Origin of the sequence: Arthrobacter sp. NPDC097144 (assembly GCF_044762205.1) — a bacterium.
Taxonomy (GTDB): Bacteria; Actinomycetota; Actinomycetes; order Actinomycetales; family Micrococcaceae; genus Arthrobacter_B.
The window spans coordinates 500,137-523,868 of sequence record NZ_JBIWDW010000001.1 but is presented as its reverse complement, the minus strand read 5'-3'; the positions used below and the strand labels follow the sequence as shown (position 1 = coordinate 523,868).

Genomic DNA, 23,732 nt, shown 5'->3' with positions numbered 1-23,732 from the left:
CCGCGGCCGCGTCTGCTCCCGCAGTTCAACGCTAAAGAGGTTGTCAATGTCTAACAGCACCCCGTCCAACGGCACTTCCAGCGGCACCATGATCGCCGGACGTCTCAATGTTGAAACCGGAACTTTCGCCATGAAGGAAGTTCCGATCCCCGATCCCGGCCCGGGGTTCGTCCGGATCAAGGTCGGTGCGGCAGGGGTTTGCCTGTCCGATGTCCACCTGATCCAGGGGCTGCTGCGTCCCCAGTTCCTCAAGGGCAGCGAGGTCACCCTCGGCCACGAAGTCGCAGGCACCGTGGACCTCCCGGGCGCGGGCGTCACCTCCGTGGCACCCGGTGACCGCGTGGTGGTCCAGGCCGGCTATGAATACAACGGGGTAACGCTCACCATGGGCGTGGATTACGACGGCGGCTGGGCCGAGTACCTGGTGGTTCCTGCCGGCGTGCTGGTTCCGCTGGGGGAGGACATCCCCTTCGACCAGGCCTCCATCATTCCCGACGCCGTGTCCACCCCGTGGGGCGCCATTGCCTCCACCGGTGATGTCCGCGCCGGTGAAGCCGTAGGCGTGTGGGGCATCGGCGGCCTGGGCGCCCACGGCGTCCAGCTGCTGCGCCTGATCGGCGCCGCGCCCATCATCGCCGTCGATCCCCTCCCCGAAGCCCGGGAACGCGCGCTCGAATTCGGCGCCGACGTTGCCCTGGACCCGATGGCCGGGGACTTCGCGGAGTCCATGAAAGCCGCCACCGGCGGCAGGGGACTCGACGTCGCACTGGACTTCGCCGGTGTGGACGCCGTCCGCACCCAGGCAATCAACTGCCTGGGCCTGCGCGGCCGCCTGGTGCTGGTGGGCCTGTCCGGCAAGCCGATGACCATCTCTGACAGCACCGGCTTCTCCTATGCCCGCAAGCAGATCCGTGGCCATTACGGCTCCGAGGCGCACCACGTGCCGCAGCTGGTGAACCTCACCCGGATGGGCCGCCTGGACTTCGCCAAATCTGTGAGTGCGCGCATTCCGCTGGCCGAAGCCGAGCGGGCCGTGAAATCCCTTGATGCCAAGGAAGGCAACCCGATCCGCCTCGTGCTGATCCCGTAGCTTTTGAACCGGACAGAACCCTCCCGCCGCTTCGTCGGGAGGGTTTCTGCTGCTCAGGGTGCTCCGGGGGATCAGGTCATATCCGCGTACCGCACTGCGCCGGCCAGGGCTTCTTCCATTCCCTTGGCATCCAGTGCCGTGACGTAGGCCGGGGTGTCGCGCTGCCAGCGCCAGCCCTCGGACAACGGGCCGGCGTCCACCACGTCGAATCCGAACTCGTTGATGAGCGAGGCCGCTGTGCCCTTGGCCGCCGCGTCGTCGCCCGCAATGGGCAGCGCACGGCGGTTGGCCGTCCCGGCGGGAGAGCCCTGCGTGGTCAGGTGGTCGGCCATGATGTTGTTGAACGCCTTGACCACATGTGAGTCCGGAAGGTGCTCCTGGAGCAGTTCACTGGTGGTGGTGGATTCGTCGTCGAGCCCGGCAATGTTTCCGTCCCGCTGCGGGTAGTAATTCATCGTGTCAATGACCGTCTTTCCCTCGAGGGGCCGGACCGGGACGTCACGGTAGTTCTTCAGCGGGATGGAGACGACGACGACGTCCCCGGCCTCGGCCGCCTCTGCCGGGGTGGCGGCGCGGGCGTGATCGCCGAGTTCCATGATGAGGGCCTGCAGGGTTTCGGGACCCCGCGAGTTGCTGAGAATGACATCAAAGCCCTGCTTAACCGCGAGGCGCGCCAGCTGGGACCCGATGTTCCCGCTGCCGATGAAGCCAATGGACCGAACCGATGGGGCGCTCTCTAATGTGCTCATGGACACATACAACCGCGCAGCGGGCAGAATATTCCGGGGAAGCGTCCAATTCATGGTCCAACCACCCACGAGGAAAAAGGGGTAACCAGCACGTGCAGAATCTCTTCAGTACCCGGCCCAACGAGGCGCCATGGTGGCGGGACGCGCTGATCTACCAGGTGTACGTACGCAGCTTCGCGGACTCCAACGGTGACGGAATCGGCGACCTGCCCGGGGTAAGGGCCAAACTGGACTACCTGTCCGGACTGGGCATTGATGCCCTGTGGCTGACACCTTTCTTCCCCTCCCCGCAGGCCGACGGCGGCTACGACGTCAGCGACTACCGGGACGTGGACCCAATGTACGGCACCCTGGCGGATTTCAGGCAGCTGCTGGACGCCGCGCACGAGCGGAACATCCGGATGATCGTGGACATTGTGCCGAACCACTGCTCCGACCAGCATCCGGACTTTCAGGCAGCACTGGCCGCGGGCCCCGGCTCTCCGGAACGGGAAAAGTTCATCTTCCGGAACGGAGGCGGGGAGAACGGCGAGCTGCCGCCGTCGGACTGGCAGTCCAAGTTTGGCGGCCCGGCCTGGGAACGGGTGCCGGACGGGCAGTGGTACATGCACATCTTTTCCCGGGAACAGCCGGACTTTAACTGGCATCATCCCGAAGTCCGGGCCGACTTCGAACGGACCCTGCGCTTCTGGTCCGATCTGGGGGTGGACGGTTTCCGAATTGACGTGGCGCACGGGCTGATGAAGGATCTGGACCTGCCGCTGCGCAACACTTTCGGGGCGGACTCCGCGCCCCTGCTCTCGCCTCCGGACGGACAAGACCATCCCTTCTGGGACCGGGACGAGGTGCACGGTGTTTACCGGCAGTGGCGGAAAATCCTGGATGAGTATGATCCGCCGCGCCTGGCCGTGGCCGAAGCCGGGGTGAGCCTGGAGCGCCTGCCGATGTATGTCCGCCGGGATGAACTGGACCAGGCCTTCAACTTCTTCTATCTGCGCTGCCCCTGGGACCGGGACGCGTTCCGTACGGTCATCGACGCAGCACTCGCCGGTGTCGCGAAGGTGGATGCGGCCACCTCCTGGGTCCTTTCCAACCACGACGTCGTCCGCCACCGCACCCGCTACGGACTGCCCGCGGGCACCGACCTGCTCCGCTGGCTGGCAACCGGCGGCACGCATCCGGTGCCCGACGACGCCGCGGGCCGGCGCCGTGCCCGTGCGTCCCTGCTGCTGACCCTGTCACTGCCGGGCGCGGCCTATCTGTACCAGGGCGAGGAACTCGGGCTGCCGGAAGTTCCGGATCTGCCCGCGGCCTCCCTGCGCGACCCCATCTTTGAACGTACCGGGGGAACGGAGAAGGGCCGGGACGGTTGCCGCGTGCCGATTCCCTGGGACGCCGCGGCGCCGGGACTGGGCTTCACCGACGGTGTCCCCTGGCTCCCGCATCCCCGGGACTGGAGCAAATACGCCGCCTCCGAGCAGGAGCACGACGCCGGGTCCTTCCTCACGCTGTATCGGCAGGCTGCCGCCGCCCGCCGACGGATGCTGGCGTCCTCCCCGGGGCCGCACATCAGCTGGCAGGACTTTGGCGAGAATGTCCTGGCCTTCCGGCGGGGGCGGCTGCTGTGCCTGCTGAACTTCGGCCCTGACGAGCTGCCGCTGCCCGCCGGGGAAGTTTTGCTGGCGAGTGAGCCCGGCATCAGCTCCGTGCTGGGAACCGACGAGTCCGCCTGGCTGCTGGTGCCCTAAGCCCTGCCCATCTGCGCAGGGCCGGTTTAGGCTGGAAGGACGGCGGGCCACCCAACACTTGAAGTGGGTTTGGTGTGAATGACTTCATCGCGCAGCGTTTCAACGACATCCTGTTTTCCAGCTGGCAGCATTTCAGCCTTGTCCTGCAGTGTCTCGTCGTCGCATCCGTCCTGGCGGTGCTGGTGGCAGCGCTGACGTATCGGCAGCCCTGGCTGCGGTCCGTCGTGGACAGCATCAGTGCGGTGGGACTGACCATTCCGTCCTTTGCCCTGATTGGCCTGCTCATTGCGCCGCTGGGCTTCGGGGTTCTTCCGGCCGTCGTCGTCGTGGGTTTTTATGCCCTGCTGCCCATTCTCCGCAACGCCGTCGTGGGCCTGACCGGGGTACCGGGCAGCACCGTGGAAGCTGCCCGCGGCCTGGGCATGGGAAGAATCCGCATCTTCTTCCGGATAGAACTGCCCCTGGCCTGGCCGGTGATCCTGACCGGAATCCGGGTTTCCGGCCAGATGGTCATGGGGATAGCCGCCGTGGCCGCCTACGCCCTCGGGCCGGGCCTGGGCGGTTACATTTTCTCCGGGCTGTCCCGTCTGGGCGGAGCCAACTCCCTGGAGTCCGTGCTGACCGGCGTGGTGGGTGTGGTGCTGCTGGCCATCATCCTGGACCTGCTGCTGATCGTCGTCGGCCGCCTGAGCATACCGAGAGGCATCCGTGTCTGAAACTCCTTTTTCCTCCGCCCCGCACGCCGCAGGAATCCTGCTTCGGGACGTGACGAAACAGTTTCCCGGTCAGGACCGCCCGGCCGTGGACAGCTTGAGCATGGAGATCGCCGCCGGGGACATGGTCATGCTGGTGGGTCCCTCCGGCTGCGGAAAGACCACCACGCTGAAAATGATCAACCGGCTCATTGAGCCAACGTCCGGGCAGATCCTGCTGGGCGGGGATGACATCTCTGAAGTTGACGCCGACCGGCTGCGCCGCGGCATCGGGTATGTCATCCAGGCCGGCGGGCTCTTTCCGCACATGACCGTGGCAGCAAATATTGCCGTTGTGCCCTCCATGCTCGGCTGGGACAAGGCCCGCACGGCCCAGCGGATCAATGAACTGCTGGAACTGGTCTCGCTGGACCCGGCGCGGTACCGCGACCGCTACCCCAAGGAACTCTCCGGCGGGCAGCAGCAGCGGGTGGGAGTGGCGCGCGCACTGGCGGCCGACCCGCCGGTACTGCTGATGGACGAACCGTTTGGTGCCGTGGATCCGATTGTCCGGGAGCGGCTGCAGGACGAGCTGCTCAGCATCCACGCGAACCTGCACAAGACGGTGGTCTTTGTGACCCATGATTTCGACGAGGCCGTGCGGCTCGGGGACCGGATTGCCGTGTTTGCCGAGGGTGGGCATCTGGTCCAATATGACACTCCGGAGCGCATCCTCACCCATCCGGCCAATGACTTTGTGCGGCAGTTCATCGGTTCCGGAGCAGGCCTCAAACAGCTGGGCCTGGCCCGCGTTAAGGGTGTCCCCGCGCTGCCCGTCGTCAGTGGTGCCGCGGGCGGGGCTTCCCGGGACCTGCTGGCGCGGACGTTGTCCGCCGGCCAGGACGCTGCGGCAGTGGTCGACGGCTCCGGGAGGCCGCTGGCCTGGTTGTCCGTTGCGGAGCTGGACGGACTCAGCCGGCTGCCCGCGCAGCGGAGTCCGCAGCTGCCGGTTGTCACGCACGATGACACCCTCGCCGAAGCCCTGAACTCCGTCCTGCTGTCGGACGGAGGTGCCGTGCTGGTCACGAATGCTGACGGGCGGCTGGCGGGAAGGCTGGACGCACCGCTGATTCTGCAGGCCGTACGGACGCTCCGGCTGGAAAACAACCGTGAGCAGGAAAGCGGAATGAGCAGCGAAACAGGCCGGCCATGAGCAGCGTGACGGGCGCACGGGGAGCACCGGATCCCGCGGGCGAGCACACCCTGGCCGAAACGGAAGCCGTTTCCGAAGTGCGCGAAGGGTCAGCCCGGGGCCTCGTCTGGCAGCTGGCCGGGATTGCCGCCGCGTTGGGGATCCTGCTGTTGTGGCTGTCGGCCGCAGACCTGACGCAGACCGAACTGACCACGTTGAACCCTGCCACCCTCTGGGCCTACACGCTGGAACATTTGCGGCTGACCGTCCTGGCTGCCGTGATCGTGCTGGTGATAGCCCTTCCTCTGGGAGTGTTGCTGACCCGCCGTCCGCTGCGGTTCCTGAACGGGCCGGTGCTGGCCGTGGTCAACATCGGCCAGGCCGCACCGGCCATTGGGCTGGTGGTGCTGCTGGCCTTTTGGCTGGGTTTTGGGTTCTGGACCGCAGTGGTGGCCCTGGTCCTGTATGCGCTGCTTCCGGTCCTGCGCAACACCATGGTGGGGCTGGACAACGTGGACCCGCGGCTGGTGGAAGCCGGCCGCGGCATGGGGATGAGTGCCTCACGGGTGCTGTTTCGGGTGGAGCTTCCTCTGGCCGTGCCGCTGATGCTGGCCGGAATCCGCACCGCCCTGGTGCTCCTGGTGGGAACGGCTGCCCTGGCCACCTTCATCAACGGCGGCGGGCTGGGCGTGCTGATCACCACCGGCGTGAACCTGAACCTTCCCCGGGTGCTCATCAGCGGTGCCGTCATGGTAGCCCTGCTGGCGCTGACAGTGGACTGGCTTGGGCGGGCAGCGGAGTACTTTGCCCGCCCGAAAGGAATCTAGATGAGCCGCATCAACACGACGCTGCGTGCCCGAGCTGCTGCCCTGACGGCGCTGCTGGCTGCTGTCCTGCTGGTGACCGGATGCGGGCTTCAGCCGGCCGGCTCCTATGTTCCGCCGGTGTCCCCGGGGAGCATTCAGCCCATTGAAGGGTTGCCGGACGGCGCAGCCGTGACGGTAACCTCCAAGAACTTCACGGAGCAGCTCATCCTCGGCAAGATGTCAGTGCTGGCTTCCAAGGCCGCAGGATTTGAGGTCACGGATTTGAGTAACGTCCCGGGCAGCCTTCCTGCCCGTGAACTCCTGCGCAGCGGCCAGGCGGACGTGATGTGGGAATACACCGGCACCGCCTGGCTGACCTATCTGGGCAACGAACTCGGCATCCCGGATCAGCAGGAACAGTGGCAGGCGGTGCATGATGCAGACCTTGCCAACGGCCTGACCTGGGGGGCTCCGGCGGAACTGAACAACACGTACGCGCTGGCCATGAGCCGGCAACGGGCTGAGGAGCTGGGCATCACCAGCATCTCCGACCTGTCGAAGCTTCCGCCGGAAGAACTGACCTTTTGCGTGGACGCAGAATTCAACTCGCGGCAGGACGGGTTCAATCCGCTGCTTGAGCTCTACGGGCTGCCCCGGGGGAGCGTAGTTCCGGAGCAGAACGTGGGCATCTATGATACCGGCGCCATCTACGGCGCAGTGGACCAGGGACAGTGCACCGTGGGGGAAGTCTTCGCCACCGACGGCCGGATCGCGGCGCTGGACCTGCTGGTCCTGGAGGATGACCTGCAGTACTTTCCGGCCTACAACGCGGCTCCGGTGATCTACACGGAAACCCTCCAGAAGTATCCGGAATTGGAAGCTGTCCTTGAGCAGGTGGCCGACAAACTCGACGATGAAACCATGCGGTCACTGAACCTGAAAGTGGACGTGCAGGGTGAAGAACCGGAACAGGTGGCCTACGACTGGATGGTTTCCGAGGGACTGGTCAGCCCGGTCGATTAGGCCCGGTGGAAGAACCCGCGGATTTCCGCCAGGACCTCCCCGGGAGCCTCTTCGGGGAGGTAATGCCCCGCCTCCACGGCCCGGCCGGGAACTCCCGGGACTGCCTTTTCCCAGAGCGCCAGCGGATCAAAGAGGGCTTCGATGATGCCGTGCTTCCCCCACAGGACCCTCAGCGGCACGTCCGGCGTGAGACCGGCATCGCGGTCCGCCTGGTCATGATGCAGGTCGATGGTGGCCGCCGCCCGGTAATCCTCGCACATGGCGTGGACAGCGCCGGGGGATGACAGCGCGGAAACGTAGGCATCCAGCACGTCGGCAGGAAACGGGTCCAGCCCGGCATAACGGCTGCCGATGATGTTTTCCACGTAGGCCCGGGGATTGGCTTCGATCAGGGCTTCGGGCAGCGGCTCCGGCTGGGTCAGGAAAAACCAGTGGAAATAGGCCTGGGCAAAGTCCCGGTCCGTTGCCGCGTACATGTCCAGCGTGGGAGCAATGTCCAGGAACATTGCCTGTGACACCAGGCCCGGGTAATCGGCCAGCATTCGATGCCCCACCCGGGCCCCGCGGTCGCGGGCGCACAGCGCAAAGCTGCTGAAGCCGCGTTCGGTACCGAAGTGCTCCATCAGCAAGACTGCGTCTTTCGCCATTTCACGTTTGCTGTACGTGGAGTGATCCGCTTCTCCGGCAGGCTTGGAGGAGCCACCGTATCCGCGCAGGTCCGGAGCTATGACGGTGAAGTCTTCAGCCAGGGCATCGGCAATTCGGTGCCACATCAGGTGAGTTTCCGGATGCCCGTGCAACAGAAGCAACGGCGGCAGGGTTACGGCATCACCGCTGCCGCCCCCGCCGTCGTCGTCGTCCCGCGAAATCCGCCCGGTGACCGTAATGCCGTTGACTTCCACAGCAAACGGTTAAAACCGGCTAAAACCTGGGACGTCCTTGGCCATTCTGCAGTTTCCTTTGGTTGCGTACGCGTTGGCCAACTGTGCCGGGCCTCGGCTTCGGCGGCTGCCTGCCGGGACTATTTGCCGTGCTTGCCGTGCTTGTCATCCTTGCCGCTGCTCTTGTGGTCCTTGACGTCCTTTGCCACCTTGATGGCCGCCGCCGCCGCACCGGCCTTGACCGGAGCAGGCACCTTGACTTCCTTGACCTTGGCGACCTCCTTGACCTTGGTCCGGTTCTTCCGGTCCAGGATCAGCGAGGCAGCGATTCCGGCCATCCAGATGTCCTTCGCCAGCGGCGTGCCCTGAGCGGTGGGCCGGATGCCGTCGTCCTCGGTGAGCCCGGGGGTCTTGAGGTACATCGTCACCATGCCGCCGGAGAAGGCGCCAAGCACCAAACCGGCGAGCCTGCTGGGGACGAAGGGCGTCAACAGGGTCAGTCCTACGGCGATCTCCGCTGCGCTGAGCAGCTTTCCGAACCGGACAGGGTCCAGGTCCATCACCTGGGGAAAGGCATTGCCGGCCATTTGCTGCAGCCCGGCGGCGGACTCCTTGTCCAAGTTGCGCTTGCCCAGACCGGAGTTGAGGATGTATGCGCCGGTGGTTAGGCGCAGCGGAATGTGGCTGATTCTCATGAGGGGTCCTCCCGTGAATTCACTGACATCCCTGAGCCTACGGGCGCCGGGGGCAGCACGCCAGAGCAGCCAATCCATCGAGTAAAAGGAATGCGGCATGGCAGCCGCGTGCCATGCCTCCTGCAGCTACCTGTGCCGCTGAGCGCAGAACACGCACCTTTTGGTTCACCCTCGGCCGAAAACTCTGCTTTGATGGAAGGAAGGAACGCAGGAGCAGCTGTCGTCGACACTAGAAGGTCTTCATGGATTTCCTCCCGGCCGAACATCCCCGGCCGCGACATTTCATTCTCCATCTCAGCGACACGCACCTGGTCGCCGGACCAGATCCCCTGTACGGGGCGGTGGACAGCCGGGCCAGACTGGCGGAAATCTTCACCAGACTGGAGACGTCCGGGCAGAAGCCGGAGGCCATTGTCTTCACCGGTGACCTGGCAGACAAAGGTGAACCCCAGGCCTACGCCAATCTCCGCGACATTGTGGTCCCGGTCGCCGAGCGCATGGGAGCCCGCCTGATCTGGGCCATGGGCAACCACGACAACCGCGAACACTTTAAGAGCGCGCTGCTGGATGAGGCTCCGGACATGGCACCGGTGGACCGTGTCTACATGGTCAACGGCCTGCGGATCATCACCCTGGATTCCACGGTGCCGGGCTACCACCACGGCGAGCTGAGCGGGGCACAGCTGGACTGGCTTCGAGACGTTCTGAAGACGCCGGCCCCGGACGGCACGATCCTGGCCCTGCATCATCCGCCGGTTCCGAGCGTTCAGGACCTGACCGTGCTCGTGGAGCTGCGCCATCAGCGAGACCTCGCAGCGGCGCTCAAGGGCTCCGACGTCCGCTCCATCATTGCGGGCCACCTGCACTACTCCACGTTCGCCACATTCGCCGGGATTCCCGTGTCCGTGGCCTCGGCAACCTGTTACACACAGGACCTGTCCACCCCGGGCAGCCGGGGGCAGGATGCCGGGCAGGGGTTCAACATGGTGCACGTCTACGCGGACTCAGTGGTGCACTCGGTGGTTCCGCTGGCTGCAGACAAGACCGTCGGGGAGCGCGTCGACGAGGCAGAAACAGCACGCCGCCTCGAAGCAGCGGGCGTGCGGATCCTTGATGCCCAGCAGTTCGCCTCTGCTTAGGAGTAACTGAGCGGCTCAGGCTTCCTCGGGATACCGTTCCGGCTCCGGGCCCAGGTTGAAGAATCTGCCTTCAACACTTTCCGGCTGGATTTCCACGTACCGGTACTTCAGCGTCCGGACCCACGGACGCAGCGGAAGCTCATCGGCTGCATCAATTTCACTTTGCTTCTCGAGATGGCGCGTGGTGCCCTTGACCACCACAGACCAGGCCTGGTCACTGAGGATCCCGTCCGCCTCAAACGCAACGTGGTTGTTCACCGTAAGCTCCGCCAGCTTAGTGCCGGGGCTCGTGCGGAACAGGATGACGCCGTCGTGCGCGTAGTAGTTCAGCGGATAGATGCTCGGCCGGTTGGCCACGCTCACCGCCAGCCGTCCGTGGTACGTCTTCTCCAAATACTTCCAGCACTGCTCGGGGCTAAGTTGCACAACGGGCGGCCGCTCTTCGGTAGTCATGGGCCCCAGTCTGCCAAGGACCCGCCGATGCCGCCAGCGCTGCGTCTGCAAACCGCGCTTGACTAGTGACACGAGCCACAATAAGAGTGGATGAAGGAACACCCTCACACTGATCAGCTAGGACTCCGGAAAGAGAGCACCGTGATGACAGACGCAGAGAATCCCAACCCCGCAGAAGCCGGCGCTGACGGACAGGGCACCGCCCGGCATCTGACCACCCGCCAGGGACACCCGGTCTATGACAACCAGAACAGCCGAACCGTAGGACCCCGCGGGCCGGCGACCCTGGAGAACTATCCCTTCCTTGAAAAGATCAGCCACTTTGACCGCGAACGCATCCCCGAACGCGTGGTCCATGCCCGCGGCTTCGTGGCCTACGGTGAGTTCGAGGCCTCCGGCAATTGGGGCGATGAACCGATCGCCCGTTACACCCGGGCACGGCTGTTCTCCGAGCCGGGAAAGAAAACCGACGTCGCCATCCGCTTTTCCACTGTGATCGGCGGCCGGGACTCGTCCGAAACCGCCCGTGATCCGCGCGGTTTCGCCGTGAAGTTCTATACCGAGGACGGCAACTGGGATCTGGTGGGCAACAACCTTGGCGTCTTCTTCATCCGGGATGCCATCAAATTCCCGGACGTGATCCATTCCCTGAAGCCGGATCCCGTCACCTTCCGCCAGGAACCGGCCCGGATCTACGACTTTATGTCCCAGACCCCCGAGTCCATGCACATGCTGGTCAACCTCTTCAGCCCGCGCGGCATCCCGGCGGATTACCGCCACATGCAGGGTTTCGGCGTCAACACCTACAAGTGGGTGAACGAGCAGGGCGACACGAAGCTGATCAAATACCACTGGTTGCCGCAGCAGGGCGTGAAGTCGCTGACGGAAGAGGACGCCGCCAACATCCAGGCCGGGGACCTCGGCCACGCGTCGAAGGACCTGTACGAGGCCATTGAGAGCGGCAACTATCCCAAGTGGGACCTGTATGTGCAGATGATGGACGACCACGACCATCCGGAATTGGACTGGGATCCGCTGGATGACACCAAAACCTGGCCGGAGCAGGACTTCGAGCCCAAATACGTGGGCACCATGACCCTGAACCGGAACATCACCGACCACCACAATGAGGCCGAACAGATTTCCTTCGGCACCGGTGTGCTGGTGGACGGGCTGGATTTCTCGGATGACAAGATGCTGGTGGGGCGCACCTTCAGCTACTCGGACACCCAGCGCTACCGGGTGGGGCCGAACTACCTGCAGCTTCCGGTGAATTCGCCCAAGCATGCCCCGGTGGCCACGAACCAGCGTGGCGGCCAGATGTCCTACTTCACCGATCTGGCTCCGGGACAGAATCCGCACGTCAACTACGAGCCGTCCATCACCGGCGGAATACCTGAAGCGCCCAAACCGTCCCACGAGGAGCAGGGTCCGGACCTCACCGGAAAACTGACCCGGGCACGCATCCCGCGAACCAATGACTACATCCAGGCCGGCCAGCGCTACCAGTTGATGGAGCAGTGGGAGAAGGATGATCTGGTGGCCAACTTTGTTGCCAATGTCGGGGAAGCGGCACCCGCGGTCCAGGAGCGCATGCTGTGGCACTTCTACATGTGCGACGACGAACTCGGCGCGCGGGTGGGCGAGGGCCTTGGCATCGGGCTGGACGAGGTCCGGGACCTGGGCCCCCTGGCCACCCAGACCCTGTCCGAGGCCGAGAAGGACTGGATGAAGAACCTGGGATCCAACGGTCCCCGGGACGTGGAGGGGCTGACCATGACCCACTGTGTTCCCAACGAGCACGTGGTGGTCACGCGCTAAAGGCTCCGGCCGATAAGCCTCTCAAACGACGACGGCGGGTGCCCGCTCCGGGCGGGCACCCGCCGTCGTCGTCGCGGAGCTTGAGGCTGCTGGACGCCTAGTTCTCCCAGGGAGCCTTGATCGGGAAGAACTTCTCGAGGAAGTCAGTGACGCGCTCGGCGCGTTCCTGGGCCGGAACCTCCGGGAAGCTGCCGTCATTGAGGCAGAACAGATCCATGTTCCGCTTGGCCAGCAGCTTGTCCATCATTTTCAGGCCGGCATAGGACGTGGTGTCCACGTACTTCACCTTGGCTGTTTCCTGCGTGACGGCTCGCCCGGTGAGCAGCGCGTAGTAGTGGTACAGCGAGTTGGTGACCGAGATGTTGTCTTTGGCGCGGAACGTGCTTGCCGCGGTGGCCGCGAACTCGTTCGGGAACTCCGCCTCCATTTCCAGCAGGACGCTTTTGCGCAGGGGTGCGGCGGTATGTTCCAGGTGCCGGGTGGTGATCCGGCCAAACCGTTCCCAGAGCAGGCGCCGGTTGACCCGGGCCGCGTTCTCGAAGCCGCTGCGCTCGGAGTCATTGGCACCCAGGCCAATCCGGGTGCTGGCCTCAATGAACTTGGTGATGCCGCCGGGGGAGAAGAACAGGTCAGGTCCCACCGGACGGCCAAAGAACATGTCGTCATTGGAGTACAGGAAGTGCTCGGCCAGACCGGGAATGTGCTGGAGCTGGGATTCGACCGCCTGCGAGTTGTGGGTCGGCAGGACGGAGGGGTCTTTGAAGTGTTCCTCGGCGCGCACGAAGGTCACCGACGGATGGTCTGCCAGCCATTCCGGCCGTTCGGAGTCCGTGGCGATGAAGATCCGCCGGATCCACGGGGCAAACATATAGATCGAGCGCAGTGCGTACTTGAGTTCGTTGATCTGGCGGAAGCGGGCTTCATGGTCATCACCCTCGCCCACCACGGCGTCCTTCATCCGCGCGGCGCGGGCCGCCTGGTATTCGGCAGAGCTGCCGTCCACCCATGAGAAAACCAAATCCACGTCAAAGTCGATGTCCGTGGCATGGTCGGCGAACATGTTCTCGATGGTCGGCCAGGTCAATCCGTGCTTTTCCACCGTGCCGCGAACCACTTCATTGGCCGGCAGGGTGCGGCGGGTCAGTGAATTCTCCACCGGCAGGGTGATCTCCGGTCCGGTCAGGTCCCAGAGTTCCAGCTGGACGCCCGCGGACGGGCCGAAGGTGAGGTTGGTGCCGCTGACGCTGCGGGGACGGTAGACCCGGATGATGCGGGACTTGTCGGACGGGGAAAGCTCGCCGTCGGCGATCAGCAGGGTGCGGGTCTTCTTCGTATCCACGCTGCGTGAATAAAAGGGCTCGTCACGGCAGGCTTCGACCATGGCGCGGCGCAGCTGTGCACGGTGCGCCAGATCGACGGCGATGACCGGACGCTGGTCATTGCCCCGCACCAGCAGATAGGTGACTCCGGCGTTCTCCAGGACCTTGCGGACAAACATGAGGTCCTCAACCATGGCCTGGTGGGGAGTCAGGCCAGTGTCCATCAGCGTCAGGCGGCCCTTGACGAGCACGACGTCGGGACGGTGTTCCACCCGCTGGATGACGGCCAGCGACGCCGTTTGGAGGTCTTCGCTCTCATGATCGGGTTCGGGGGTGCCGAAGTACACGTCATGTTCTGCTGCTGTATCTGTAATCGGAACCTCCAATAAGTTTCGATGCGGGGACGGACGGCGGCATGAATGCGCGGCGCGTGCGGCTCTGCACATGTATGTACTGCTGGTAGGTACTGCTGACCGGCGGGACCGGAACCGGGATTGCCGTGAGCGTCCCCGAACCACCGGATGCTCTGGGCGGGGGCGCCGCTGCTGAGTAGCATTGAGTGCTACCGATGACATCTCCGGGAGCCGATGTGAGCTACCGTAACACCACGCTGGCGGCGGCAACGCTGCTCGTGTTCAGTATGTCATCCTGTGCCGTTTCTCCTGACACCGGCGGTTCTCCGGACGCCCGGGATGACTGGCCGTCCTATACAACCTCCGACGGTGCGCTCGCCTTTGACCACCCGGGGAACTGGACGGTGGAGGAAGTTCCGCCGCTGGCCAACGATCCCGCGGGCGGTGTCTCCGTGAGGGTGCACGACGCCGGGGGAGGGCTGGTTGCGCAGCTGGATACCGGGCTCATTGCCGACCTCATATGTGCCGATCCCGATGAGGATGTGCAATATACGGAGTACGACTCCCAGCAGATGCCGGAACTGGATTCGGCCCAGGGCACGGACCAGCGTTTTGTCTACCGCTCCGTCGCATTCTCGAATCCGGAGCGGGGCGACCCTGTGGCTACCTACGCCGTGATCAGCGTGATCAGCGAGATCGGTGACCGCGGACAGTGCGGGCTGTTTGATTTCTTCACTTTTACGGAGTCCAGCGGCGGCCGTTTTGCGGGCCAGTATCCCGCAGAGGAGGTTGCCGCCGGCCAGTCCTATGTGGATGCAGCTGCGGACTATGCGAACAGTGCCGAATTCAGCGACGTAAAGCGGATGCTGACTTCATTGCGAAACCAGGACTAACGGCCGAGCCCCCGGCCGGCAGTGGGCGGTTTCCGGTTTTCTCTGGCGTGCTGTGGATAACTCCGTATGCTGGGCCGCAGCCACGTACTGTTGGCGTCACGTCCAGTCCCGCACCGCTTTTGTCCTGGGGGTATGTTGATGTTCCGCACTCGCGCTTGTTCTGCTGTATCCGCTTCTGTTCGTCTCAGCGCTGCTGGGCTAGCGGCCGTGCTGGTGTTGGGCGGATGTTCCGGCTCCAATGGTGATTCTGATGCTGAGGCTGCCGAGAACCGGTCCGCCAGTGCTTCACCGAGCGGGAGTGCCGCGCCCAGTGAAACTGCCACTGCCAGTGCCACCGCGACTCCATCGCCGACTCCTGCTGCTGACGTGTACAAGCCGGCCTCTGCTGAGGGTCCTGCAGAGAACGTTCCGTTGCCTGTGATGCCTGAACTTGCGAAGCAGGAGTCCAAGGAAGGGCTGGAGGCTTTTGCCGAGTACTGGTACTCGCTAGTCAACTATGGCTTTGAGACAGGAGATATAAAACCGATCGAAGAAGTGAGTGGCTCCGATTGTGTTGTATGCAGAAGCTTCTATCGTATGGTCGATAACGGTTATAAAAACGCGGACTGGATAGTCGGCGGCAACATTCAGGTCATTGCCAAACATTCGGATTATGTCCTCACAGGCGATGGGTTATATCAGGTTCTGGTAAATATCCAGCAGGATGCACTTCAGTATCGAGGCCCTGCTGACACTCTTTATGAAGTGGATGAAGGAATCAATGAAATTACTGTCCAGATGATCGAAGCTACTTATCAGGGTGACCGCTGGCAGGCCACTCGGGTGGTGACAATTAAGTGATCCAACTGTGATGCGTCGAAATTCGCTACTTTTGATTCTTACTTTCATCATGTTGTGCGGCGCGACAACTGTCGCCAATGCTGAGGGGAATGGTGGCGGTAATGGGGGTTTCAAAGATGATGACGTATATGTTGGGGGTTATTTTCAGATTCCAGGGTCCGGTGTATGGGGGCCTGTAGACGTTGGTATTCCGGATGACCCGAATGAGTACAAGTTTGAGTATAAATGTTGGTCCGGTGACAATGGTGATGCTGGTTGTCTCGCAGAAGATGAGGGTAAATGTACTGCCGGAGACAAAGGGAGGCGCGTTTACTGGTTCCTTAGGTTGAAGAACAGCGGCGACAATTGGCGTCCGATGGATCCGCCGCTCTCATGTATTTACGCTGAAAAACCTCAGGACATTGGTGAGCAGATAAGAGGTGCTATTTTATCCGAGTTTCAAGCGCGTCCAATTGTTGCCGGAGTACTTACGCTGCAACCGAATCCTCACACTCTAATTGGTTCCGAAACAAACTTTTACGTGGCTGCTGGCGAGCAAGTTTTCGATTTTATACTTTTTGATCAAAGAATTAGAATTAGTGCGAGGCCCACCGAGTTTGAATGGCTCTATGGAGATGGCGCCACCTATGGTCCAGCACCTCATGCTGGGGCTCCGCTTCCCCAGGATCGGTGGGGAGAAAAAACAGCAACTAGCCACGCGTACAAATCGACGGGTGATTACACGGCATCAGTGATTGTGTACTTCTCCGGGGAATACTCGATCAACGGTGGTCCAATGGTCCCCATCGATGGTCGCGCAACGGTTCCGTCTGCCCCTGTGGGCATTAGCGTTTGGAAATCTGATTCCCGCAACGTTGCTGACGATTGCATCGTAAATCCAGCTGGATACGGCTGTTAGTTCAGGAGTCTGACAATTCCCGATTCCGGCTCGACCAGGCAATTTCGGCGTTGAATTCAGGGACCCCTGTGCGTTAGAGGCCAGCAGGGCGTGGGACCCGAAACAAGGTCCGGGGATCCTGCAGCAAGGCCGGGTAAGGGAACGAATCACGGGAAATCCTGCCGTGAACCGTCACCGACCGGCGAGCGGTGTCGTTGGTTAACGTCGCTGGCCCAACAGTGCCGACGTCCAGTACAGAACGGTCGGCACCCAGCAGGACCACATCGTCGCCGTCGGCCAGGTCCTCCAAAAACCGCACCAGCTGGCGGCCTTTCTTCCCCGCTATCGGAGTTCCCTTCGCGGAGAGCATCGGCAGCTCAATCACTGAGTCGCCAGTTGCCTTGTCCGTCAGCGGGCGGGCAACCCACAGGACGTCCCCGGAAGGTTCGGAGGGGAGCGCGGGATGCTCTGGCTCGGGCCATACATATGGGAGGCCTTCCCGGGTATCGGGGAACAGCGGCGCATAAAAGTCCGGAGACTTCGTGATGAGGTTCGAACGGTGGCTCTCGTGAAAGGCAGCGTCGCCGAACCAAGGGGGCAGCACGACGTCGCCATCCGCGGCCTCCGGAGCAAACTCCACAAGCTGCTCGAATACAGTGTCGGCGTGCCCGCGGGATGTCCACTCACGGGTCATGGCCAGCCCATACGCGGTCAGAGCAGGAACGTAACCCATCCACATTTTCATGGCCGGATGGCTTTGCCAGCCGTAGTCGGGGATGACGAGAGCCCGGAGCACCTGCAGCGTTTCCACGCGCTGTTTCCCGAGCCGGGCCTGGTCCAAAACCGCAGCACTGCGGCTGAAGCTGTCATAAGGAAGGAACGTTTGCACCGAATCAGTGTGTCATTCGTCCGCAGGAGGAAGCGGCAGGGCAAGAATGAAGTCGCGGAAAACGTGGCTGCCTGCGGTAAAGGTCGGCCGGCCCGCTGGGAGCGGAAAAGTCAGCGCCACCAGTGCGATCAGCTCACCGGCATAGGCGTGCGGTCAATCCTTCGTGCAGGTCCGGGGTCTTGCAGGAATCGTTCGTGCAGATCAGGGGCTTAAAAGTGCGTTTTTAGGGGTTTTGAGGCCGTTATCTGTACGAAGGATTGGATGGGGCCGGTTTTGAGGCCGTTATCTGCACAAAGGATCTTCCAGCGGCACGGCAGCCGCAGCGTTAGTACTCGGCGTACATTTCCCCAACGGGCAGCGGCACGTCCGTCCGGTTATCCGGTCCGGGCAGCGGACAAGCCCACGCCTCGTCATAGGCGCAGGACGGGTTGTAGAGGAAGTTGAAGTCCAGGATCAGGCTGCCCGGAGCTGCGCCGGCGCCCAGATCCGCACCCTTGATGGTGTCCAGCAGGTACCGGCCGCCGCCGTAGCTCCCACCATCAGTGCCGGAGAGGCTGTCGCGGACGGGCAGGAAAATTCCGCCGCCATATGAAGCCAGCCGCCACACAGCCAGCCGGCCCACGCCGTCGGCCGTTACGGTGCCCAGCCGGACAAAGGGAACCACACCGTCCGTTCCGGTGGGCACGTCCATCCGCTCGCCGGCGCCTTCGTCGTCGATGAGCGCATCACTGCGCAGGTCGGGGTTGTAAGCGGCCACCTCCAAACCGCGGAAGCGCTCCCTGGCGTGCGGCTTCAGCGGCGACGCGGGGTGGTCGGCAAACAGCCGGTCACGTTCGGCCCGCCACAGTTCGTGGGCGTACGACGGCGACACCTCCTGGGCAGTAAGGCGCACCTGGGCATACAGGCCGAAGACGCGCTGGCGCCAATCTGCTGTCTGCAGGACCGTGACGGGGGAGATCATCTCTTCAGCGTAGTGTGTTCGGGTGACTACCGGACTTTTGATCGTTGTACTCGTGGCAGTATTCTTCGGCGCCATTGCCCAGCGCATTGCCGGCCTCGGTTTTGCCCTGCTCATTTCTCCGTTCCTGGTGATCCTGCTCGGCTCCCACGGCGGCGTTCTGATGGTGAATGTGTGCGGCCTGGTGTCTTCAGCGATGATCATGTTCCGGGTCAAGAAGGACATCGACTGGAGCATGTACCGGTGGCTGGCCATTCCGGCGGTCTGCGGCAGCATCCCGGCGTCGGTTGCGGCGGTTTACCTGCCGGCCGCTCCCATGGCGGTGGTGGTGGGCGTCATTGTGCTCGTGGCCCTGACCGTTTCGCTGCTGATGCAGCGCACTCCGGTTACCGTGACCGGAAATGCGCCGAAGGCCGTCGCCGGTTTTGTTGCGGGAGTGACCAATGCCGTGGCCGGCGTCGGCGGGCCGGCGGTCAGCGCGTACGCGTTGATGGCGCGCTGGCCGCAACGCCAGTTTGCCGCCACTCTGCAGCCGTTCTTTGTCACCATTGCCCTGGTGACCCTGACGTCCAAACTCTCCCTCGATGCGAGTCAGATGCCGCCGTTCGCGGCCTGGGCCTGGGCGCTTGTTGCCCTGATGATCATCATCGGCATTTACGCCGGTGAGAAACTGCAACGCTTCATCCGCGATGACCAGGCGCGCGCCGCCGTCGTTATCCTGGCCTTTTTTGGGGCTGCCGCGGCTCTCGTGAAGGGCATTTTTGACCTGGCCGCCTAGCCGGGGCCGCGCGAAGCAGCGCAGCCGACTCACGGCCCCTCCTGAACGGACCGCCGCGCGTCGGATGGGACGATAGGAGGGATGAAAATTCTTACCCGCCCAAAAACTCCGGGTGTCCTACCTATGCCCCTGTGGCTGCAGGGAGCGGTCGAACTCGGCCAGGCTGCAGTCCTTTCCGCCCTGCTCATATTCCTTCCGCTGATCGGCGTCTGGTTTGCCGACGGCTTTACCGACCGGAATTTCGCCTCACTGGCCCGGCTTGGCGGACAGGCTTGGCTCCTGATCCACGGTGTGCCGCTGACCCTGACCTTCCCCGCCGGGACACTCGCCACCGGCGCGACGTCCGGTGTCCTGTCGCTGTTTCCCCTGGGCCTGACGCTCATTCCGTTCTTCCTGTCGTGGCGTGCCGGACGGCGGCTGGCCAGGGCCTCGTATGCGGACCAGCTGTGGCAGGCAATGCTGGGGGCGCTGGGCACCTACGCCATCCTCGGCAGCGTGGCCGCCTACTTCTCGGCAAATGAAGACGTCTCCATCTCGGTGGCCGCGGGGGCACTCATTCCGCTGGTGTCGGCCGGGCTGGGCATTTTTGTCGGTGCCCGCAGGGAAGCCGGCTCCTGGGTGCGGCTGATCGGCATGGACCTGACGGACTGGATTTCCCGCACCAGCCAGCACTCGCGCTGGGCCGGCTCCTATGTATGGGCAGTCGTTCGTGCCGGTGCGGTGGGCGTGACCGCAGCGCTGGGCTTCTCGGCCCTGCTGGTTGCCGTGGCCCTGGCCATGAGCTGGGCGGAAATTGTCACTGTCTACCAATACCTCGACGCCGGAATCGTTGGCAGTGCGGTACTGACCGTCGTCGAACTGGGCTTCGTCCCGAATTTCATGGGCTGGGCTCTGGGCTGGACCTCGGGTGCCGGGTTCTCCATCGGGACCGGAAGCCTTATCAGCCCGCTGGAAACGACTGTGGGTCCGCTGCCGGCCGTTCCGGTGCTCGCCGCGCTTCCCGCCGGCGGGGGAGAGTACGCCGTTGCGGCGCTCATCCTGCCTGTGATTGCCGGATTCCTGGCCGGCTGGTGGTTCCTCCGCGAAGGCGAAAACCACTTTGACGAGTGGCTCTCCCTGAAGATCAGGGCCCGGTGGTTCACCGCCCCGGTGTCCACGCTCCTGCTGGGCGTGTTTGTAGGCCTGGTCTCCGGGATCCTGGCCGCGGCCGCGGTCCTCATTTCGGGGGGATCAGCGGGGATCGGCAGGTTTGTTGATGTGGGGGCCGACCCGCTGTGGACCGGCCTCTGGATTGCCGCGGAACTGGCAGTGGGCGTGGTGGTGGGCTACGCCGTCGGGCCCTTCCTGGAGCGCGAAGAACGCCGCTGACGGAAGTGCTGGAAAAACAGCAGAGCAGCGTAGCCAAACATCCCCAGGGCAAGCGCCGGGCGGATCCAGGCCAGATCGCCGCGCTGCGCCGGCAGGTCCATCAACCCGAGGTTGGGCACCGTGGCCACCACCCGGCCCTGCAGGGCTGAGAGCGGAAGCGGCGCGTCAGGCAGCGCGTTGGCGTCGCCCCGGAGGATCAGTTCCCGCGACCCCTCTGGGCCGGCAGTGAAACCGGTCAGCCGGTGGGTCACGGGAAGCGCATCCGCCGGACTTCCCGGAGGCAGGTAGGTCAGCACGTCACCTGCCTGGAGGTCGGCAGGATCGACAGTGCGCACCATGACCACATCCCCGGGGTGCAGTGCGGGTTCCATGGAGGAACTGAGAACGGTCAGCGGCCGCAGCCCCACCAGCGCTGGTCCCACCAACAGGCCCAGCAGGGTTACCAGAATGCAGACGGCGGCCAGGTTTCCCAGCCGCGCGAGGGTCCGCCGGAAATTTTTCAGCGAGGGAAGATGCCGTTGCTGAAGTCGGACTGGCAGTTCTTTTCCGCTTCCAGGGTGAGCGCGTTGTCCAGGCAGGTCTCGAGCTTTTGCGTGCTGTCCCAGGTGGCCACAGCCAGTCCCAGGCCAACAACCATCATCACGGACGCCACCAGGCCGAGGGTCGTGACAAAGACCGGAACGGAACCGAGCTTGGACCGCAGCACCTTCAGCAGCGTCATAATGCCGACGACGACGGCGGCAACTCCCAGCACCAGCGGCACCACCTTCCAGGGCAGTGCGAGCCCTGATGTGAGCAGCACAGCGATAACCAGCGCCACGAAAATCCGCAGGTAGCCGCGGGCACTCTGTTTCTGTTCGTCAGTGGCAGCGGGCTTTTCAGGCGCCTTCTGCAACGGCGGAGGAGTCTGGTCAGGGGCGCGGCCGTCGTTGTTCATGGTTTAACCCTAGGCGACGGCTGAGCCTAAGGTTGACGCATGCGCATTGTTGTTCTCGTGTCCGGTACCGGATCCAACCTTCAGGCTGTGCTGGACGCTGTGGCGGCCGGGACACTCGACGTCGAAATTGCCGCCGTCGGTGCGGACCGCCCCGGCACTCTCGGAGTGCAGCGGGCCGCCGAAGCCGGTTATGACACGTTCGTGGTGAACTTCCGTGATTACGCCGTGCGGTCCGAGTGGAATCTGGCGCTGACGGACAAGGTGGCGTCCTATGCCCCGGACCTCGTGTTGTCTTCCGGGTTCATGCGCATCGTGGATGAGCACTTCATCAAGACATTCGAGGGCTGTTACCTGAATACGCACCCTGCCCTGCTGCCGTCCTTCCCGGGCGCGCACGGAGTACGCGACGCGCTGGCCTATGGCGTGAAGGTCACCGGCTGCACCGTGCACATTGCCGACGCGGGCGTGGATACCGGCCCGATCCTCGCGCAGGCTGCGGTTGAAGTGCTCGACGGCGATACGGAAGAAACCCTGCACGAGCGCATCAAGGTCCAGGAGCGCCGGCTGCTGATCGAAACCCTGCAGCGAATCAGCAGCGAGGGACTGCCCGCCCTCCAGGTTTAGGCGTGAAGCCCGCGTCCGACGGGTCCGCCGGGCCCGTCCGGCACAATCCGGACTAGTCCAGTGCGGCGCCCTTGGTCTCCGGTGCACAACGCATCATCCACAGCACGGCCAGCACCACCAGTACTCCGGCCAGTCCGAAGGACAGCGGCAGGCCCAAATACGGCCAGGCGATGGAGACAAGAATCAGCGGCCCGAAACCGGCACCGACGCGGCTCACCGTGGAGGCCCAGCCGAACCCGCTGCCCCGCAGCTCGGTGGGATACAGCTCCGAAACGTAGGCGTACAGCACCGGGATGGCCACCTGCACCACAAATCCGTAGGCCAGCAGCCAACCCGTAGCCGCCGCGGGAACGTCCAAGACCAGTGCCACGACCACCAGGATCAGCGCGGACAGCGGACCGGTAACGGCCAGGATCCATTTGCGTCCCACGCGTTCCACCAGCAGGGCGGCAACGATTACTCCCAGGAGCCCGACGGCGGCCATCCCCGAGGTGGTCAGGAATGCTGCGTATTCCTTGAAGCCCGAGTCCACGAGGATTTTCGGCATCCAGGTCAGCGCCAGATAGTAGACCAGAAGGATGGTGAAGAAGAGGGACCAGGCGGCCACCGTGATTTTCCAGCTGTACTGCCAGAGGTCACGCAGTTGGGTTCCAACAGCGCGCATTGACAGGGTGGCAGGCTCTTCGGGTTCGGGGAGCCGCCAGTTGGTGAGTGTGGAACCGGTGCTGCTGATGAGCCCGTTAATGACGGTTTCAGCTTCAGCGGTACGGCCTTTGCGGACCAGGAACAAGGGAGATTCCGGGACGGAGCGCCGGACCCAGAAAACCAGCAGTGCGGGCAGCACCATGACCAGCATGGTGAATCGCCAGTCAGCGAGTGTTGCCATGATCAGGGCAGAGGTGGCGCCGCACAGGGCTGCGCCCACCGGCCACCAACCGTCCATGGCCGTCAGTACCCGGCCGCGCTGTTTCCGCGGCGTGAACTCGCCCACCAGCGCGTAGTCCACCGGGACGCAGCCGCCCAGCCCAAAGCCTGCCATGAACCTGAAGATGCAGAACCAGATGATGTCCGGGGAAAACGCGCCCAGCACCGTGAAAAGTGAAAAGACCAGCAGGGTGGCTGTGAAGGCTTTCCTGCGTCCGATGGAGTCGGCAATGGATCCCCAGACGAACGCCCCGATCGCCATGCCCAGCAGGTTTGCCGTGCCAATCCAGGCCGCCTGGCCCAGCGCCAGATCCCAATGTTTGGAGAGCAGGGGAATCAGGACCCCGTTCAGGGTCACATCCCAGGCATCGAACATGAAACCGAGGCCGCCGATAATAAAAATCCGGCCTTGAACCTTCCACTTCCAGGGCAGATTCTGGACCACCTCGTCGCCAGTGGGCAGGGTGCTTGTCGTTGTCATGGGCGCGCGCTTTCGAAGGGGCGGAAAATCGGGGGTTGGACAGGCTTAGCGGCGGTCCGAAGAAACTGTACCCCGCGGGCCGGACCACGGGGGAACCTCAGTCGACGGGAAAAGTCAGAAGCGGGGGACCAGACCCGGGCCGGACCTCAGTGGTAGGCAGTCCCGGCCAACGGGGTGGCGGTGTCCGGTATCTCCGGCTTGC

At 63.7% G+C, this 23,732-nt stretch carries 24 protein-coding genes; 14 read left to right on the top strand and 10 right to left on the bottom strand.

Features of this window, described 5'->3' with window-relative positions; all coding sequences use genetic code 11:
* Positions 1–46: 46 nt before the first annotated feature.
* Positions 47–1,090 (top strand): zinc-binding dehydrogenase, encoded by a 1,044-nt coding sequence (locus ACIQXM_RS02430; RefSeq protein WP_400927049.1) that lies wholly within the window; start codon positions 47–49, stop codon positions 1,088–1,090.
* A 71-nt stretch (positions 1,091–1,161) separates the two neighbouring features.
* Here ACIQXM_RS02430 and ACIQXM_RS02425 read toward each other — a convergent pair whose 3' ends face one another.
* Positions 1,162–1,839, bottom strand: coding sequence for an NADPH-dependent F420 reductase (locus ACIQXM_RS02425; protein ID WP_400927047.1), 678 nt, complete (start codon positions 1,837–1,839; stop codon positions 1,162–1,164).
* Between the two features lie 92 nt (positions 1,840–1,931).
* Between ACIQXM_RS02425 and ACIQXM_RS02420 the strand changes: the two genes are divergently transcribed.
* The 5 genes from ACIQXM_RS02420 to ACIQXM_RS02400 all read left to right on the top strand — a co-directional run bounded on the left by ACIQXM_RS02420 (position 1,932) and on the right by ACIQXM_RS02400 (position 7,300).
* Positions 1,932–3,587, top strand: coding sequence for a glycoside hydrolase family 13 protein (locus ACIQXM_RS02420; protein ID WP_400927044.1), 1,656 nt, complete (start codon positions 1,932–1,934; stop codon positions 3,585–3,587).
* Between the two features lie 74 nt (positions 3,588–3,661).
* Entirely contained in the window at positions 3,662–4,303 is a 642-nt protein-coding gene (locus ACIQXM_RS02415) for an ABC transporter permease (RefSeq protein WP_400927041.1), read from the top strand.
* Complete coding sequence (locus ACIQXM_RS02410) at positions 4,296–5,492, top strand: ABC transporter ATP-binding protein (protein ID WP_400927038.1); 1,197 nt, start codon at positions 4,296–4,298, stop codon at positions 5,490–5,492. The genes ACIQXM_RS02415 and ACIQXM_RS02410 overlap by 8 nt, the downstream gene beginning before the upstream one ends.
* Positions 5,489–6,298, top strand: coding sequence for an ABC transporter permease (locus ACIQXM_RS02405; protein ID WP_400927035.1), 810 nt, complete (start codon positions 5,489–5,491; stop codon positions 6,296–6,298). The genes ACIQXM_RS02410 and ACIQXM_RS02405 overlap by 4 nt, the downstream gene beginning before the upstream one ends.
* A complete protein-coding gene (locus ACIQXM_RS02400) occupies positions 6,299–7,300 on the top strand; it encodes a glycine betaine ABC transporter substrate-binding protein (RefSeq protein ID WP_400927032.1) in 1,002 nt (333 codons plus the stop codon). It begins immediately after the preceding gene.
* Here ACIQXM_RS02400 and ACIQXM_RS02395 read toward each other — a convergent pair.
* Positions 7,297–8,202, bottom strand: coding sequence for an alpha/beta fold hydrolase (locus ACIQXM_RS02395; RefSeq protein ID WP_400927029.1), 906 nt, complete (start codon positions 8,200–8,202; stop codon positions 7,297–7,299). The two genes, ACIQXM_RS02400 and ACIQXM_RS02395, sit on opposite strands and share 4 nt — an antisense overlap.
* A gap of 119 nt (positions 8,203–8,321) precedes the next feature.
* Entirely contained in the window at positions 8,322–8,876 is a 555-nt protein-coding gene (locus ACIQXM_RS02390) for a hypothetical protein (RefSeq protein ID WP_400927026.1), read from the bottom strand.
* Between the two features lie 242 nt (positions 8,877–9,118).
* Between ACIQXM_RS02390 and ACIQXM_RS02385 the strand changes: the two genes are divergently transcribed.
* Positions 9,119–10,015: a phosphodiesterase gene (locus ACIQXM_RS02385; RefSeq protein ID WP_400927023.1), complete on the top strand. Its 897-nt coding sequence runs from the start codon at positions 9,119–9,121 to the stop codon at positions 10,013–10,015.
* A 15-nt stretch (positions 10,016–10,030) separates the two neighbouring features.
* Here the strand turns inward: ACIQXM_RS02385 and ACIQXM_RS02380 are convergent, their stop codons facing one another.
* A complete protein-coding gene (locus ACIQXM_RS02380) occupies positions 10,031–10,468 on the bottom strand; it encodes a pyridoxamine 5'-phosphate oxidase family protein (RefSeq protein WP_400927020.1) in 438 nt (145 codons plus the stop codon).
* Positions 10,469–10,612: 144 nt separating this feature from the next.
* Here ACIQXM_RS02380 and ACIQXM_RS02375 point away from each other — a divergent pair, with 144 nt between their 5' ends.
* Positions 10,613–12,289 (top strand): catalase, encoded by a 1,677-nt coding sequence (locus ACIQXM_RS02375; protein ID WP_400927737.1) that lies wholly within the window; start codon positions 10,613–10,615, stop codon positions 12,287–12,289.
* A gap of 97 nt (positions 12,290–12,386) precedes the next feature.
* On the opposite strand, the gene ACIQXM_RS02370 is transcribed toward ACIQXM_RS02375, so the two are convergent.
* Complete coding sequence (locus tag ACIQXM_RS02370; protein ID WP_400927017.1) at positions 12,387–14,054, bottom strand: stealth family protein; 1,668 nt, start codon at positions 14,052–14,054, stop codon at positions 12,387–12,389.
* 143 nt (positions 14,055–14,197) lie between these two features.
* On the opposite strand from ACIQXM_RS02370, the gene ACIQXM_RS02365 reads away from it, so the two are divergent.
* The 3 genes from ACIQXM_RS02365 to ACIQXM_RS02355 all read left to right on the top strand — a co-directional run bounded on the left by ACIQXM_RS02365 (position 14,198) and on the right by ACIQXM_RS02355 (position 16,592).
* Positions 14,198–14,854, top strand: coding sequence for a hypothetical protein (locus tag ACIQXM_RS02365; protein WP_400927014.1), 657 nt, complete (start codon positions 14,198–14,200; stop codon positions 14,852–14,854).
* A gap of 138 nt (positions 14,855–14,992) precedes the next feature.
* Positions 14,993–15,694, top strand: a complete 702-nt coding sequence (locus ACIQXM_RS02360; RefSeq protein ID WP_400927011.1) for a DUF6318 family protein — start codon at positions 14,993–14,995, stop codon at positions 15,692–15,694.
* A gap of 7 nt (positions 15,695–15,701) precedes the next feature.
* Positions 15,702–16,592 carry a hypothetical protein gene (locus tag ACIQXM_RS02355; RefSeq protein ID WP_400927008.1) on the top strand — a complete coding sequence of 297 codons (891 nt, stop codon included), beginning with the start codon at positions 15,702–15,704 and terminating at the stop codon, positions 16,590–16,592.
* Positions 16,593–16,665: 73 nt separating this feature from the next.
* Here ACIQXM_RS02355 and ACIQXM_RS02350 read toward each other — a convergent pair whose 3' ends face one another.
* Positions 16,666–17,460 (bottom strand): MSMEG_6728 family protein, encoded by a 795-nt coding sequence (locus ACIQXM_RS02350; RefSeq protein WP_400927005.1) that lies wholly within the window; start codon positions 17,458–17,460, stop codon positions 16,666–16,668.
* A 325-nt stretch (positions 17,461–17,785) separates the two neighbouring features.
* Entirely contained in the window at positions 17,786–18,421 is a 636-nt protein-coding gene (locus ACIQXM_RS02345) for a DUF1684 domain-containing protein (protein ID WP_400927002.1), read from the bottom strand.
* A gap of 22 nt (positions 18,422–18,443) precedes the next feature.
* Here ACIQXM_RS02345 and ACIQXM_RS02340 point away from each other — a divergent pair, with 22 nt between their 5' ends.
* Together ACIQXM_RS02340 and ACIQXM_RS02335 are read left to right on the top strand one after the other, a co-directional pair.
* Positions 18,444–19,196, top strand: a complete 753-nt coding sequence (locus tag ACIQXM_RS02340) for a TSUP family transporter (protein WP_400926999.1) — start codon at positions 18,444–18,446, stop codon at positions 19,194–19,196.
* 81 nt (positions 19,197–19,277) lie between these two features.
* Complete coding sequence (locus ACIQXM_RS02335) at positions 19,278–20,564, top strand: DUF6350 family protein (RefSeq protein WP_400926996.1); 1,287 nt, start codon at positions 19,278–19,280, stop codon at positions 20,562–20,564.
* On the opposite strand, the gene ACIQXM_RS02330 is transcribed toward ACIQXM_RS02335, so the two are convergent.
* Together ACIQXM_RS02330 and ACIQXM_RS02325 are read right to left on the bottom strand one after the other, a co-directional pair.
* Positions 20,522–20,986, bottom strand: a complete 465-nt coding sequence (locus tag ACIQXM_RS02330; RefSeq protein ID WP_400926993.1) for a signal peptidase I — start codon at positions 20,984–20,986, stop codon at positions 20,522–20,524. The genes ACIQXM_RS02335 and ACIQXM_RS02330 overlap by 43 nt on opposite strands.
* 77 nt (positions 20,987–21,063) lie before the next feature.
* Positions 21,064–21,501, bottom strand: a complete 438-nt coding sequence (locus ACIQXM_RS02325) for a hypothetical protein (RefSeq protein WP_400926990.1) — start codon at positions 21,499–21,501, stop codon at positions 21,064–21,066.
* 39 nt (positions 21,502–21,540) lie between these two features.
* On the opposite strand from ACIQXM_RS02325, the gene purN reads away from it, so the two are divergent.
* Positions 21,541–22,125: a phosphoribosylglycinamide formyltransferase gene (gene purN / locus ACIQXM_RS02320; RefSeq protein ID WP_400926987.1), complete on the top strand. Its 585-nt coding sequence runs from the start codon at positions 21,541–21,543 to the stop codon at positions 22,123–22,125.
* A 52-nt stretch (positions 22,126–22,177) separates the two neighbouring features.
* On the opposite strand, the gene ACIQXM_RS02315 is transcribed toward purN, so the two are convergent.
* Positions 22,178–23,530, bottom strand: coding sequence for an MFS transporter (locus ACIQXM_RS02315; protein ID WP_400926984.1), 1,353 nt, complete (start codon positions 23,528–23,530; stop codon positions 22,178–22,180).
* Positions 23,531–23,732 lie beyond the last annotated feature (202 nt).